At 27.5% G+C, this 14,745-nt stretch carries 9 protein-coding genes; 3 read left to right on the top strand and 6 right to left on the bottom strand.

Annotation, left to right across the window (positions count from 1 at the left end):
• Nucleotides 1-4: 4 nt before the first annotated feature.
• On the bottom strand, nucleotides 5-2,584 hold the full coding sequence (gene mutS, locus bpuSUM_RS04060) for a DNA mismatch repair protein MutS (RefSeq protein ID WP_247066078.1): 2,580 nt from the start codon (nucleotides 2,582-2,584) through the stop codon (nucleotides 5-7).
• Nucleotides 2,585-2,659: 75 nt separating this feature from the next.
• On the opposite strand from mutS, the gene bpuSUM_RS04055 reads away from it, so the two are divergent.
• Nucleotides 2,660-3,169 carry an STAS domain-containing protein gene (locus tag bpuSUM_RS04055; protein ID WP_247066076.1) on the top strand — a complete coding sequence of 170 codons (510 nt, stop codon included), beginning with the start codon at nucleotides 2,660-2,662 and terminating at the stop codon, nucleotides 3,167-3,169.
• 20 nt (nucleotides 3,170-3,189) lie between these two features.
• Here the strand turns inward: bpuSUM_RS04055 and bpuSUM_RS04050 are convergent, their stop codons facing one another.
• The 3 genes from bpuSUM_RS04050 to bpuSUM_RS04040 are packed head-to-tail and all read right to left on the bottom strand — an operon-like array spanning nucleotide 3,190 to nucleotide 10,620.
• Nucleotides 3,190-3,708 (bottom strand): OmpH/Skp family outer membrane protein, encoded by a 519-nt coding sequence (locus bpuSUM_RS04050; protein WP_247066074.1) that lies wholly within the window; start codon nucleotides 3,706-3,708, stop codon nucleotides 3,190-3,192.
• A 44-nt stretch (nucleotides 3,709-3,752) separates the two neighbouring features.
• Nucleotides 3,753-6,212: an outer membrane protein assembly factor BamA gene (gene bamA, locus bpuSUM_RS04045; protein ID WP_430644650.1), complete on the bottom strand. Its 2,460-nt coding sequence runs from the start codon at nucleotides 6,210-6,212 to the stop codon at nucleotides 3,753-3,755.
• A 19-nt stretch (nucleotides 6,213-6,231) separates the two neighbouring features.
• A complete protein-coding gene (locus bpuSUM_RS04040) occupies nucleotides 6,232-10,620 on the bottom strand; it encodes a translocation/assembly module TamB domain-containing protein (RefSeq protein ID WP_247066072.1) in 4,389 nt (1,462 codons plus the stop codon).
• Nucleotides 10,621-10,694: 74 nt separating this feature from the next.
• Between bpuSUM_RS04040 and tmk the strand changes: the two genes are divergently transcribed.
• Both tmk and bpuSUM_RS04030 read left to right on the top strand, forming a co-directional pair.
• Complete coding sequence (gene tmk / locus bpuSUM_RS04035; protein ID WP_247066070.1) at nucleotides 10,695-11,303, top strand: dTMP kinase; 609 nt, start codon at nucleotides 10,695-10,697, stop codon at nucleotides 11,301-11,303.
• A gap of 31 nt (nucleotides 11,304-11,334) precedes the next feature.
• A complete protein-coding gene (locus bpuSUM_RS04030; protein ID WP_247066068.1) occupies nucleotides 11,335-11,952 on the top strand; it encodes a hypothetical protein in 618 nt (205 codons plus the stop codon).
• A gap of 7 nt (nucleotides 11,953-11,959) precedes the next feature.
• Here the strand turns inward: bpuSUM_RS04030 and bpuSUM_RS04025 are convergent, their stop codons facing one another.
• Together bpuSUM_RS04025 and bpuSUM_RS04020 are read right to left on the bottom strand one after the other, a co-directional pair.
• Nucleotides 11,960-13,066 carry a thymidine kinase gene (locus tag bpuSUM_RS04025; RefSeq protein WP_247066067.1) on the bottom strand — a complete coding sequence of 369 codons (1,107 nt, stop codon included), beginning with the start codon at nucleotides 13,064-13,066 and terminating at the stop codon, nucleotides 11,960-11,962.
• A 32-nt stretch (nucleotides 13,067-13,098) separates the two neighbouring features.
• Entirely contained in the window at nucleotides 13,099-14,736 is a 1,638-nt protein-coding gene (locus bpuSUM_RS04020) for a S1C family serine protease (RefSeq protein WP_247066064.1), read from the bottom strand.
• Between the last annotated feature and the right edge of the window lie 9 nt (nucleotides 14,737-14,745).

Here is a 14,745-nt window from a genome sequence, read left to right as displayed (position 1 = left end):
GCCCTTATGTCTTAGTCTTTAAAATTATTTCACTTAATAAATTCATTGCTTGAAAAGGAGTAATATTATTGACATCTATTTTAGAAATAAAATTTTTAAGTTCTAAGTAATCATTAAGTTCTACTTCATAATTTAAATCTTCTTTCATCACTTCTTCCCCAGCATTAATAACAGAAGCTGAGGTAAAAAATTCAGGCACATACAAATGTTCTCGACTAGTTAAACTTTTAAGAATAACATTAGCCCTCTTAATAACTTTTAAAGGTATTCCTGCTATGCGAGCAACATAAATCCCATAAGAATTAAGAGAAGGTTTTTCTTCAACCTCTCTTAAAAAAATAAGTTCATCACCTTGTCTTTCAATTTTCATTGAAAGATTAAAAAAAGAATGATGCTTAATAGCTGAAAGCTCATGAAAATGGGTTGCAAATAAACTTCTAGATTGGATATGCTCTAAAATATATTCAACAATTGAATACGCAATAGCAAGTCCATCATTAGTACTAGTACCCCTACCAACTTCATCCATAATTATCAAGCTATTGTGAGTTGCATTCCTTAAAATATTAGCCGTTTCATTCATCTCTACTAAAAATGTAGACTCACCTTTGGAAATATTATCACTTGCCCCAATTCGACAAAAAATTTTATCTGTAATTCCTATTATGGCCTGATCAGCAGGCACAAAAGAACCAATATGTCCCATTAAAACAACTAAAGCAGTCTGACGTAAATAAGTCGATTTGCCTGCCATATTAGGGCCAGTAATTAAACAAAAATACTTATCATTATCAATCTTTACGGAATTCTTAGTAAAAGCCTCCACTCCCTTCATATAATGTTCAACAACAGGATGTCTAGAACACTCAAGAATAATTTCTTTATTGCTAGTTAGAGAAGGTCTTACATATCCATTTTTTTTAGCCAAATACGCAAAATTAGAGACTACATCAACATACGCAAAAAATTTAGCAATTTTTTTAATAACCACACTATGCTTAACAATTTTTGAAGCTATATCATCAAACACTTCTTGCTCAAGAGCCAATAAATTATCCTCAGCATCATTAATATCCCTTTCAAGTTCAATAAGTTTGTTAGTTTTATATCTCTTAACAGAATTTAAAGTCTGACTTTCTACAAAATGAGATGGAACTTGTCCATAATAACTCTTTGTAACCTCAAAAAACAAACCTCTAACATTAATTCTCTTAATTTTAAGGCTACTAATTTTGCTAAAATCCCTCTCAAAATTAAGATAATCATCAACATACTTGCTTGCATTATTTTTCATCTCTCTTAAACGATCAATCTCAAAATTATACCCATGTTGAATAAGCTCATCTGGCTCCTTTGAAATGGAGCAATCAATTAAAGAATAAATTTCTCTTATATTATTTTCATCATTAACATCAAATATCCAATAACTAAAAGAATGTTCATTAAAGAGCCTCTTTGCTAAAAAAAATGCTGTCAAAGATTCCTTAATCAATAAAAAATCTTTTTTAACATATTTTTTCATTTGAAGTCTTGAGATTATTCTCTCAATATCCCAAATATTACTAAGAACATCTCTCAATTTTATACTTAAATTAATATTATTGTTTAAAAATTCTACATGAGCCAATCTATTGTTAATTGCAACAATATCTAAAAGCGGATTTAATATATATTCTCTTAAAAGTCTCTTTCCCATGGGAGTTTTACAATCATTTAACACTGAATAGAGAGAATAGCGGGATGTTAAATCATTATTGTTTTTAACAAGTTCAAGGTTTATTTGAGTAACATCATCAAGAAACATATATTCAGAATCATTATTAATATGAACTGTGTCAATATTGATTAATAAATTTTTCAAGTTATTCTTTATATAATCTATTATTAAAAAAGATGAAATATAATAAGGCTCATCCTCTTTAAACCCAAGAGCACTCAAACTAAGAACATTAAAATGCTCTTTTAGTGATTTCATGGCAATCTCTTTGTCAAAATGCCAATAGGGAATTTTATTAACTAAAAATCGATCGAGAGCAAGCTTTTCTAAATATTCATAATAAAAACCCTCTGAAACTATTATTTCTTTTGGAGAATATTTCTCAATATCCCGTCTTAACTTTTCTAAAAAATCTTCCTCATAAAAGATTATTCCAAGTCTAGATGTCGACAAATCTATATAAGAAAACGAATAATAATCTTTATAATCACTAATAGCTATCAAATAATTATTAATATCATCTTGCAAAAAATCTTCATCAATCACAACCCCAGGACTTATAACTTCAACAACTTCTCTCTCTAAAGGCCCTTTAGGATCAGTTTGCAATCCTTGCTCACAAATTGCAACCTTTTTATCAAGCAAAATCAATTTTTTTACATACTCTTTACTTGCATGACAAGGTACTCCACACATAGGAACATTTTCTCTTTTAGTCAAAGTTAATCCTAAAAGCTTGCTTCCCTCAAGAGCATCATCAAAAAACATTTCATAAAAACTACCTACTCTGAAAAACAGAATAGCGTCTTTATGTTTATCTTTAATATTTAAATATTGCCTCATCATCGGCGTAACATCTTTTTTCATATAAACAATACCAAAATTATAATTGATATTATTAAAACTTTACAATATACTTAAAATTATCAAAAAGAATTAACAATGGAAAAAGATACTTCTCAAAGCAATGTCTTTTATGTGTGTAAAGACGATTCTGTTTTCATAAAATTAATTAACAGACTTACTGCATTATATTCTGTCAATTTTAAAACATTTATCAAAAATATATTCATAAATAATAACGATAAAATTAATAAATTATACATAGATTTATCGGAAACAAAATATTTAGATTCAACTTTTATGGGAGTACTAATATACATTGATAATAAGAGCAATGAATACAAAAAAACCTTTAAAATAATAAATTCTAGCAAAGAAGCACTTAAAAATTTACAATCTCTTGGTCTTGAAAAGATATTAAAAATAGAAAATAGAGAAGAAAAATTACAAAAAAATGACATGAAAGAGTATTTTTGTTTCAGTGCACATAAAAATACAATATTTAAATCAATGTTAAAATCACATATTTTACTCTCAAGCCTCAATAGAGACAACAAAAAAGAATTTTGTACTCTAATTAAAAGACTAAAAAAAGAAAATAACAATTAAGAAGTAATTTTAGTAATATACTACTGTTCACTTAAATACTTAATAATATTATCTGTTATATCAACTGTACTATTATAATAAAGAATATATGGACTGTCTTTTTTCATAACCAAAGAAATACCATTAGTCTCTGCAATATATTGAATACCATTAAGTATTTTGCCCCAAAGTAATCCATCACTATTTAGACTATTTATATTAATCTGTTTCTGTTGTTCAAGATTACTCTTAGCCAAGCTCTTAAGTTTCTTAAGCTCATCAATCTTCAAGTTATATTGATTACCATACAATTTAGCACTCTCTAAATCATGAATACTAACAGATTCATCATATATTTTCCTCAAATCTTTAATCTCAGAATTCAAGATATCTATTTTTTCCTGATAATGATTTTTCAATTGCTCAAGATTAGACTTTAATTGAGGACTTAAAAATTCAATTACAACCTTCTCAAAATCTACAATACCCACTTTTGTAACATTAACTGAAAAAATATTTAATGGAAAAAAACATGCAAACAAAAACACTATAACAGTCATAAAAATCCTCCCTACAAAAAGCTAACTAAATTATATCAGTTATATCAGTATCTCATATCAATGGCTAAGAAAAATTTAAATCCTCCAAAATAATTATAATATCTATTAACACCTCCATTATTAAAATGAAATGGATAAGCTATTACAAAAGACAAAGGCATTTGAGGCAATACACTTCTAATTCCAAAACCCCAACTAAAAATAAAATTACTAAAAGGAACAAACAAAGAATTTTCTTGCCCTTCTAGAGAATATGAAGCCATATCTAAAAACAAAACATCCCAAACCAAAATATTCTTAATCAAAGGCATTGATAACTGAAGAGTATTTACAAAGGAACTATAAATATTACTCAAAGTTCCCCATCCTCTAGCAATCATAAAGTTTTCACTAATAACTATAAGGTGATGTGGTTGAACTTCTATTTCAAAACCATTCCCAAGTGGTGGTAAAATATTTGAATAAACACTCCTCAAAGTTAAAATTAAATCAAAAAATGGGGTAAAAACATCTTGATAGCCTAAAAGAGAGAAATATCTCTCAAAAGTTGTTGTGGATTTTGAAAAATGACTCTGCCCAAACAAAAATCCACCAAAAAGATCAAATTGCTGCTTAAGCAAAAAACCATTATTAGATAAAGACTGAGAATTTCTTGTATCCCATGCAACGCTAATACCAAAAGAATTTTCAAATTTAATAGTATTATAATTAGACCTCAAATAATAATTTGAAGGTCTGTTAACATTATCATCATAATAAACATATTTCAAGGCCGTTTGTGCAGTTCCAACAATTGATTGCTTTCCAAGATAATTAGAAAAAGTATAACCAGTAAACCCATTAATACTAAATTTAACTAAAGAATAATTCATAACATTAAAATCCGAAAAATTCTTAGAATTATTATATGCTTCCCAACTTACAAAAGGATCTGGAACTTCTTTTTTGTCTGTAAATATAGGTCCATTAATATCCTGATACGCTGTATTTATAGAATGTGAAAAATCAAAAAATCCTCCAATAGTCCATCTAGTCTGCATAAACCAATTATCTTCAAACATCAACCTAAAACTTTGCTCTGAAAAAGCAAGATTAAGCCTTGCAGAAAGAGAATACCCTTTACCTAAAAAATTAGATTGCTCCCACTGTCCAAAAACTGAAAATGGAAGCCAAGAATTACTCACCCCACCAAAATTCATACCAAATCTAAAACTTGCTGTCTCTCGCTCTTCAACAGCAAAATTTATCTTCATTAAACCCTCAATATTACTTGGAACAACATCGGGTATAACATTTCCAAAATAACCAAGTCTTTGTAAATTAAGCATTCCCATCCGAAGATTTTCCAAATTAAAAATATCACCCTCAATGAGCGGAATTTCTCTAAGGATTACATGTGAAGCTGTTTTTTTATTACCTGAGACAGTAATAGATTCAATATGTGCTTTCTCTTTCTCTAATATCTTAATAGAATAATCTACAAATTCATCCCTTATCGTCCGAGAAGGAACAATCTCTGTAAAGATATAACCATCAGAATAATATTTTTCCCTAATTTTTGCAAAATCTTGCTCAAATCTTGAATCATCAAAAACATCTCCTTCCTTAAAAGTAATCAAGGATTGCAATTCTTCTAATTTAAAAACTAAATTACCAGTAATTTCAAATTTACCAAATTTAAAAACATTACCCTCTGAAATAAAATATTTTAAGAAAACTTCTCTTTCCAATTTTTTAGAATCACTGGGCATTCGTATATCTACAATACTATCTACAACTTTTGCATTAATATATCCATTGTTCTTATAATAAGACTCAAGTTTCATTTTATCTTTATCAACATTTGATTTTAAATACTTGCCATCAAAAAATAAAGATGCGGGTTTTGATACTAAATATTTTCTAAGAATACGACTCTTAAAGTTCGAATTTCCCTCAAAAGAAACCTCTTTAACAACATACTTAGGACCAGCATTAATTTTAAACACAATATCTACTAAACTATTTTTCTCTTTAATATCAAATTCAACAGTAACATCAAGATATCCAGCATCTTTGTACATCTCTTCAAATTTAAGAACACTTTTTTTAATTTTTGCAAGATTTAAAGCCTCTTTTGCCTTAACATCTGATTTATCACGCAGTTCACTATTCCAAAAAACTCCACTATCATCAATAAAAATAACAGTATTTATTAAGGATTTCTCCTTCACAAAAAATGTAATGACAAGTTTATCATTTTCTACTCTAAACTCAGGTTTAATAAGTCCCTCAAAATAATCAAGAGCATAAAGGTCAACTTGCAACCTATCAAAAAGTTCATCAGAATAAGCTTTTCCCAAATAAGCATTTAAAATAGAGCCAAAGTCATTTTCTCTTATATTCTTAAGCCCATTAAAATCAATACTTTTTATCACCTTACCCTTATAGTTTTCTTGAGAATACACTAAATTAAATACAAAAAAGAACAAAAACACAACAATAAAGATTCTAAATAAATGCACCCCACATCCCTCACATAACTCAGTATTTAAATTTCCAAAAAATAGATATTTGATTTCCTATTCCGTGACCATGTTTCATAAAATTATAATCAAAAATATAATCAACAAAGAAAAACGGTGAATCAAGTTCAAGACCAAAATTAATACTAAAATTTAAATTCTGAGATAATGGTGTTACTTCTTCTTTTAAAAATCCAAATCCCGCCTTAGCAAAAACACCATCAATAATATATTTACCCACTTTAACATTTGTTTTATCAAGAACACCTGCAAAAGTTGTTGTACTACCCAAGATACCAATAGCGTTCCTTAATATATCTGTTTTTATACTCAATAGGTCTAATTTTAATACAGAACGTATATAATCTTCAATAGGTTGTACTATCAGATCAACAAGAATATCACTAGCTAACCCAAGTGCCATCTCAGCTGTATTTGTTCCTGCTGATTGTAGTCCATGTTCACCCCCAATTATTGCACTTGATAAAAGATATTTGATCTCTTGCTCAGTTCGCACAGGATAAGATGAAAAACTAAAATTCCACAAACTCAAAGGACCATCTATGCTCATTGTTATTAACAAATTTTCATTACCATCTTTAATCATATTTGTAGCCTCTGCCTTTACCCACGGATCAAATTTGCTCTTATTTTCATTAAAAGATATATATGCCCCTCCCCTGAAAACAAATTGTTTATTATGATAATTGAAAGAACCACTTGCAACATTTAAATCTCCCTTAAGGATAAAATCATCCGTTTTAGTATCAGATTTAACCTCAAGCGTATTCCCTCTTGCAATAATAGCATTCAAGAAGGAAATTTTATTATCTGGCCAATGAAAAGCAACATTACTATCAAAATTAATTTTAAGATCTGTAACAACATCTAACCCCTTAGAGCTAACATCAAATGCTCTAACTTTTTTTGATCTCTTATAAGGATCTATTAATAGATCGACAATCGAATTTTCAAGTAAATAAATCCAAGCATTTGAAACATTTAGATCCCCTCTAAACATAATCTCTTCAGAATTACCTTCAATAAAAAAATCACCTGAAGCATGTCCAACAAAATTTATAGTTACTTTATCAAATTTAATAGGTACTCCAGAACTACCAGAAACACCAATATCTATCTTATAATAATCAACAATACTATCACTTAAAAAGTTCAGATTCAAATGTGCAGCGACATTGACATCAGAATAATAGTCTAAATTAAATTTGTTCTCAATAATCACATTATTATCTTTAACAATAACTGGTACATTAATTAATTCTAAAATTCTACTCTTTCCATATTGTCTAGACATTTTTAAATATTCACTACTTATTAAACCATGTACTACTTCAAACTCTCCATTAAGATTTGGATTATATAAATCACCATCAACATCCAACATTCCAATCACATTAAGATCATGCAGAACAAAATGCTCTTTAATATTAAAAAAAGTTTTTGAACCCAATAAATCTTTTGTAATTAACTTTGAATCAAATTTAATGTCTTGAATATTACCAGTAATTTTATTCCCAGAAATGTTACCTGATGCAACAAAACTAAAAGGCAAATAATCATTTAACCTAATATCAAAATTACCATAATTATATTCATATAAACAACTAATAAAATCATATTCAATTGATGACATGATAAATCTTTCAGAGTTATTTTTAAATTCAATTGTAAGATCAGAAAGATCTTTATCTTTATATCTCAAATCTCTTAAAGCAATCTCTCCATCAGTTTCACTCTTTAAAATACCAAATTCTTCTTCTGCTTTATTTTCAAATCTTTGAAAGCTTGCATTTACCCTTGAAGAAAAAAGCTTGCCATTAACATTCAAATTAGAAATTCCAATAGAATTCTTAATATCATATCTAAAATTACCTGTTAGAATTTTTCTTTTATTCTGACTCGCATTTATATTATAAATATTAAGATTATTATCAACCAATCCCAAATTCAAAGAGCAATGTGTAGGAACACCTACTAACAACAGGTCATTTGTTTCAAGATAAGCATTAAGAGAATAATTAAATAAATCACTATCTTTAAAACTAAGTATAAAGTTACCATTAATATTTCCATTTAAGACAGAAAAGAATTTTAAATTACTGAAATTGAATCCCTGAAATCTACCAACAAAATAACTGCCATCTTCATTAGAATCAACACCAAAAAAATAACGCTCTGAATTCATATGCGAAAACAAGTTCAAATTACCACTAAGTTTATCATTTAAATTAAAATGTCCTTGCCCTTGTAAATTTGAAACACCATTTACAAATCTAATACTTGAAAGACTAAATTGTTTATCTTTATATAAACCCTCAAAACTAAAATTAAAATTATAAGCAGGATTACCAGCAATCTTATCTAATTTAAACTTGGTAATTTTGACATTTAAATCATCATTCATTCTTTGGTAATTTCCTAAAGAATTAACATTGAACAAAATTTCAGAATCTCCATTATAAAGACAAAAATCATTAATATCAAAAAAATAAACTATAGATGAATCAGAATAAGTTAAACTGACTCGCGACCTAGGTGACAATTTCAAGTTGGCATACCTATTTTTAAAATTCAACTCAAAATACAAAGGATAATTTCTATTTAAATAATTAAACTCAGTATTTATCTTAAAACTATCATCAAACAACTGTATCAAAAAATTAGAACTTACATTATAATCCCCATTACTATAATTAAAGTATTTTACCTTATAAATATTCTTCTCTCCACTTGCATTAAGAATTAAATTAAAATTATCTAATTTTGATAAGACAGTACAATTAAGACTATTCAACTTACTTTTAGTATAATCAACAGTATTTAAATCAAAATCTGAAGTCAAATTTAAATACTTACCCGACAAAAAATGTTCCGGAATAACTTTAGTAATAAAAGTTTCTGGAATAACATCCTTCAAAAAAAGCATAGGAAACTCTTTAACACCTAAATTAAGATTAAAATTTTCCTTACTAAAATCACCCTTTAATGAAATTTTAGAATTATTGTTAACAAAACTTAATAAATAATTAACATAGATACGATCCTGAGCAAAACTCGTTTTCATATTCAAATCTCGAATTTTAAGCCTGCCAATCCTAAAATCATCAGATCTTACGCAAAAATTTTGATTTATTTTACTAAAATTTAAATGCCCATTAATATCCTTAAAATTAAAAATCTTTGCAGACCTAAAATCAAGCCTTCCTATTGGTACTAAATCTTTTAAAGAATAATAGCCCTTATAACCAATAAATCCTCTCTTAAGTTTTACAAAAGCATTTTGAACATCTACAACTGATTCATTCCCTTTAATTTGGACTTTTAATCCCTGAATCTCTTTATTTACCATATTAGCATTTGAAGATGAATTTAATAAAAATGCATACCGTAAATCTTTATCTTTAAAATCATAAGAAAATGCTAGTTGACCATTTAAATTTGTATCAAGGTAATCTTTATAATCACTCAAGTTTTTATTAAAGCTTATCCAATTTACAAGATTTACATCAAAGAACAAAACATCTAATCTTAAAAATTTTTTATTAAAATCATATCTTAAATCAAAATCCAAATTCTCTCTGAGAATATTAAAAATTTCAATATTTCCCTTAGAATAATTTATTTGAAAGCCTTGCTCAAGCAAATCAAAATAACTTGTATGTAATTTTAAAAAACTAAAGTTAATATATCCATCTTCAAGCTCTTTTTTAAACTTACCTTCAAAATAAAAAGTCGAATCAAGAATATTTTCATGACTAACATCAGGATTTAAAACTGCAATAGAACTAAAATCAACAATAAAACTAAATAAAAAATCATCATCAATAGTCTTTAATGCAAAACTCTTAATTTGAAATTTAAGAAACTTATCAGAAATTAGTCTAAAATTCATATTAATATCTTCTAAATGCACATGAAGACTATCAAATAAATTAAACATTTTACCAAACATTGCATGACTAGTACTATCATCATCTAATTTTAATGTATGAGAATGTGAACTCTGAGGGTTAAGAAATTTAAAATCATTTAAATCAAAATTCAAAGTACTTCCCCTTACAAAAACATCTAAAATAATGTTTTTATCTCCTAATAGCAGTTTAAACAAATCCAAATTGACTTTAACAGTATTCATCAATATTGTATCTTTATCATTTAAGCTCAACTCCAGATTATCTATTTTTATTGAAGATAAAAAATAAGGGGCAATTTTATCATACTTGATTTTAAAGCCTGTTTTCGATTCAAGGTAACTCATAATAAAAAATTTAGCAGAATAAACTTGGGCTTGAATAAATACAATAAAGATAACAAGAATTGATACAAAGACTATCATTGAAAAAATAAAAGATAGAGCAATCTTATTTCTTATAAAAAACAAATTCATATATATATGTATATATATTATATAATACTTAAGTAAGTATCTAATTACTCAAAACATTTAAGGAGACAATTTCTGTGAATAAGATCCTAAAAAACTTCTATTGCATAGAAGGAATCGATGGAAGTGGAAAAACAAGTATAATTCAAAAACTACAAAAACTCTGTAATAACAAACTGAAATATTACTTTACAAAAGAACCATCACAAGGGGTCATTGGAGAATTCATAAGACAGCAACTAACTAATTTTAAAAATCCCTTAAGAAAGGTGTCACTAGCATACTTATATGTAGCAGACAGATATGAACATTTATATAACACAAAGAATGGAATAATAGAAATATTAAATAAAGGTAAAACAAAAGTAATAACCGACAGATATTTATTCTCATCTATAGCATATCAAGGAGAATTGGGATATAAAATAAACAAAGACTTCCCACTACCTGAAAAACTTTTCTTCATAAAAACGGATCCCAGTATTGCATACAAACGAATTCAAAAAAACAGAATACAAGCTGATCTCTTTGAGTTTGAAGCAGCAAAATTCAAAGAAATCAACTCTAGATATACAGAAATGCTCAAAATTTTTGACGACCTAATTGATATTGTATACATTGAAAACTCAAATGAAGAAGACTTAGAAACAAGTACAAGGAAAATTTTTGATTTAATAAAATTTTAATATAATTAAAACAAGGACAAGGATACAGAACATGTTCCATAAAAAATTTTTTATATTATGTCTAATAATATTTTCAATTCTACTCATAACCAATATCAATGCATCATCAAAATTTTTCTATGCTGAACAATGGTATGTCATTTTCAACGAACAAATGAAAAAAAATCCCAATAACTATAAAAGAAATATATTTTTTTTACAAAATGCATTAAAATATCCATTTGGAAATCCAAACTATTCTTTATCAAAAATAGAAACAAGAGAAGAATGGGATAAATATAAGCTTCTCTTTAAAATGCATGTAAATTTACTTCTTGTTAAGCAACATCTGTATTTAGGAGATTTATTTGATACAAAACATACATATTTTTATAAAACCCCAAAAAAGAAAGGAATTCTTGCAAATTTAAATAAGTCTACAAAGTTTTATAAAATAGCTACTGACTACTATACAGAAGCTTTAAAGTACCACAAACAATTGCAAAAATATAAATTTACTAAAATGCAAAGCGATGGAATAACAAACTGGGAAGATGAATATCATAGAATTGAAACTAAAGAACTTAACTACTATGATATAATCGCAAGAGAATTAACACGTATTGAACAAACAAAGAAATTCTTTCAAAAAAGACTAAATTATTATTAATATTTCTCTAAAAAATCCATTGATACTCTCTTGAAACAATCACTTTTTGAATATAATCCTTACTAAGAGAAAACTTATCAATAAGCTCTTTAAGATCTCCCTTACTAAGAATATTACATTCCAATGACAGTGTAATTAAAGCTCTTTCTGCTAAAAAAGGCAATCCTAACAAATTTTCTAAAACTGCAATATCACATCTTCCCCTAGATTCAATCAAAAGAGAATTTTCAAAATTTGAATTCTTCACATTACTGCTCAAATCCATTATTTCTCTCTCAAGCAATTTTTTATCACCTTGCGTATACAACAATGCAAAAGGTTTAAGAATGGTAAAAAAATACTCCCTACCAACAAGATAATGATGACTAGAACATCTTGTAGCATAATTTGGATAAATAGCAGACTCAATAATCTCATCACCACCAACAATTAACAAAGGATCAAAATAAGGTGCAGCTATTTCCTCTCCTTTGTAAAAATAATATCTGTATGTCAAAAAAGATTCATCCATACAATTAACATGCTCACAATAAGCACCAAGACGACAAATCTTATCTGAATATTCTATTAAAAGTTTAGCAGTATTATTAAATATCTCTTTCCTAAAATTATAAAGTAAAGTAGGAAGTATAAATAATACATTTGAATCTAATGCGATTTTATTTAAAATAAAAACCAAACGTTCATCGTAAAAACAAGTTTCATCAATAATAAAGGTTCCATATTCAGGATTATCGTCTATTAATTGACCTACATCAAAAGAATTACCTGCAAAATCAACTCCATCAATCCTATCACTTCCACCTCCTCTATAAGGAATAACGTTTTTAGGATAACCTTTAAACCTTTTCTTATCAAGAATATTTCTAATAAAAAATATATTGGCTCTGTTTCTACGTCCCTTGGTAATGGAATCTAACACTTTAGAAGATTTATTCTTGATAATAAGAGAATCCTTATAAATTTTAGCAGCATATTCTGTTTTACCACTACCCATAGGACCAATTATAAGCATCAAATTTAAATTATCTTTAAAATCAAAATGACTAATAGATACAATATCATCAAGTTTGGATTTAGTATCTCCACTAACTAAATTCAAATAAAAGCTCATAAAAATCAACTCCAAACACGTTAAAAGCTCTTTTATACAAATACAAGTGAATCAAAAGGAATAATAAGTTGCAAAGGAGCTCCTAAATATCCTGAAAACAGTCTTTTAACATAAAGCAATAAAACAAACACTCTCTTATCCTTAAGATAATTAGAAGCATAAACAAAAATTTCATCATTATCCCTAAAATTAAGTTCATCACCAAGACCATTTGAAAAAACCTTAGCAACTCTATACTCCCTTCCAGAAACCAAACTCAAATTTAAACCCAAAAAAGCTCCCATCAAATTCTTAAAAGAATCACTCTCTATAATACTCTCAATAATATCGTCTGGCCGGTCTTGTGGATACAAATAACTCTCATACTCTTTATTATCTCTTCTATATTTAATTTTAACCATAGATTTTTTTTGCAAAATATAGTACTGAAGATCTCTTAAACTATCAAATTTCAAAGAATTAACACTAAGAATAGCATCCCCACTCCTTAACCCACCAATATCTGCAGGAGAATTAGGAGCTACATATGATATCTCTAAATCTTTCAAACTTTCAGAAAAAGTAAATCCCAACCACTTATTTCTTAAAATTCCACCTTCATACATAAATGGCAAAACCTTTAAAACCCATTTTGAAGGTATAACAAAATTAAGACCTTGTGAATATAAAATTCCAGCAAATGTAAGTCCAACTAACTCGCCACTTTCATTTACCACAGGTCCACCAGAATTTCCCTGATTAATGGCAGCATCAATTTGATAAGAATCACCAACAGATAATAAATTTCTATTCTGTCCAGAAATTATTCCTGATGTAATAGTTTTTTCAAATCCCATAGGAGAACCCATGGCATAAATTCTATCTCCAATATTAATATTCGAAGAATAATTCAAATTAAACTGATGATCTAATTTAAAAGATACCTTAATTAAAGCAAGATCCATTTCCTTTGAATAAGAAATGACCGTTGCGGGAAGTTTTTCACCCTTACCTCTTGGAAGTCTTACATAAAGATTGGAAATCCCATTATAATTATTATCAACTTGAGAACTAATCACATGATAATTGGTCAAAGCATACCCTTTAAGACTATCAACAACAAAAGCAGAGCCTAAGGCAATATTTGGACGCCTATGACCGTTTAAAATTTTAGTACCCATATCTACCCAAACTGTTAAAACAGCCGTATTAAGCAAAACATTTCTCAGAGGAGTTTTTTCATTAATAACAAAATTTTGCAAAGAATCAAAAGTATTATACAATGAATAATATTTTGCAAATAAACTCGCAAGCATTGGATCCCTGTGTTTCACACTCTCAAGATGCTTCAAAATTAATTGCTCTCTACTCTCTGCAAGCATCATACCAAACAAATTTAAAGTTTCAAGCTTAAAGAGTGCTTTTTCATAATTCCCTTCCTTACAAAATTTAAGATATTCATTTTGAATTCCGGTTAAAGCTTTATCTCTTAAGCCTAGAATAACTTGATCCATTTCAAAACCATTATTTCTTAGATTATAATAACTTGAAAGAGCAATCTCAAAATTATTATCTTCAATATGTTTATTTATGCTTTTAGATGGTATATAATAAATTTGTTTGTCATCTATGTCTTTTATTGTGCTGCATGAAAAAAATAACATAAAAATAATAAAAATTTTTCTATGCATCAATAACTC

The organism is Borrelia puertoricensis (assembly GCF_023035875.1).
GTDB lineage: Bacteria > Spirochaetota > Spirochaetia > Borreliales > Borreliaceae > Borrelia > Borrelia puertoricensis.
This window is presented reverse-complemented; position numbering and strand designations above follow the sequence as displayed.

Bases quoted from the DNA above. Each gene is read 5' to 3' on its own strand.
- mutS (WP_247066078.1), bottom strand. From the start codon at position 2,584: ATGAAAAAAGATGTTACGCCGATGATGAGGCAATATTTAAATATTAAA.
- bpuSUM_RS04055 (WP_247066076.1), top strand. From the start codon at position 2,660: ATGGAAAAAGATACTTCTCAAAGCAATGTCTTTTATGTGTGTAAAGAC.
- bpuSUM_RS04050 (WP_247066074.1), bottom strand. From the start codon at position 3,708: ATGACTGTTATAGTGTTTTTGTTTGCATGTTTTTTTCCATTAAATATT.
- bpuSUM_RS04040 (WP_247066072.1), bottom strand. From the start codon at position 10,620: ATGAATTTGTTTTTTATAAGAAATAAGATTGCTCTATCTTTTATTTTT.
- bpuSUM_RS04030 (WP_247066068.1), top strand. From the start codon at position 11,335: ATGTTCCATAAAAAATTTTTTATATTATGTCTAATAATATTTTCAATT.
- bpuSUM_RS04025 (WP_247066067.1), bottom strand. From the start codon at position 13,066: ATGAGCTTTTATTTGAATTTAGTTAGTGGAGATACTAAATCCAAACTT.
- bpuSUM_RS04020 (WP_247066064.1), bottom strand. From the start codon at position 14,736: ATGCATAGAAAAATTTTTATTATTTTTATGTTATTTTTTTCATGCAGC.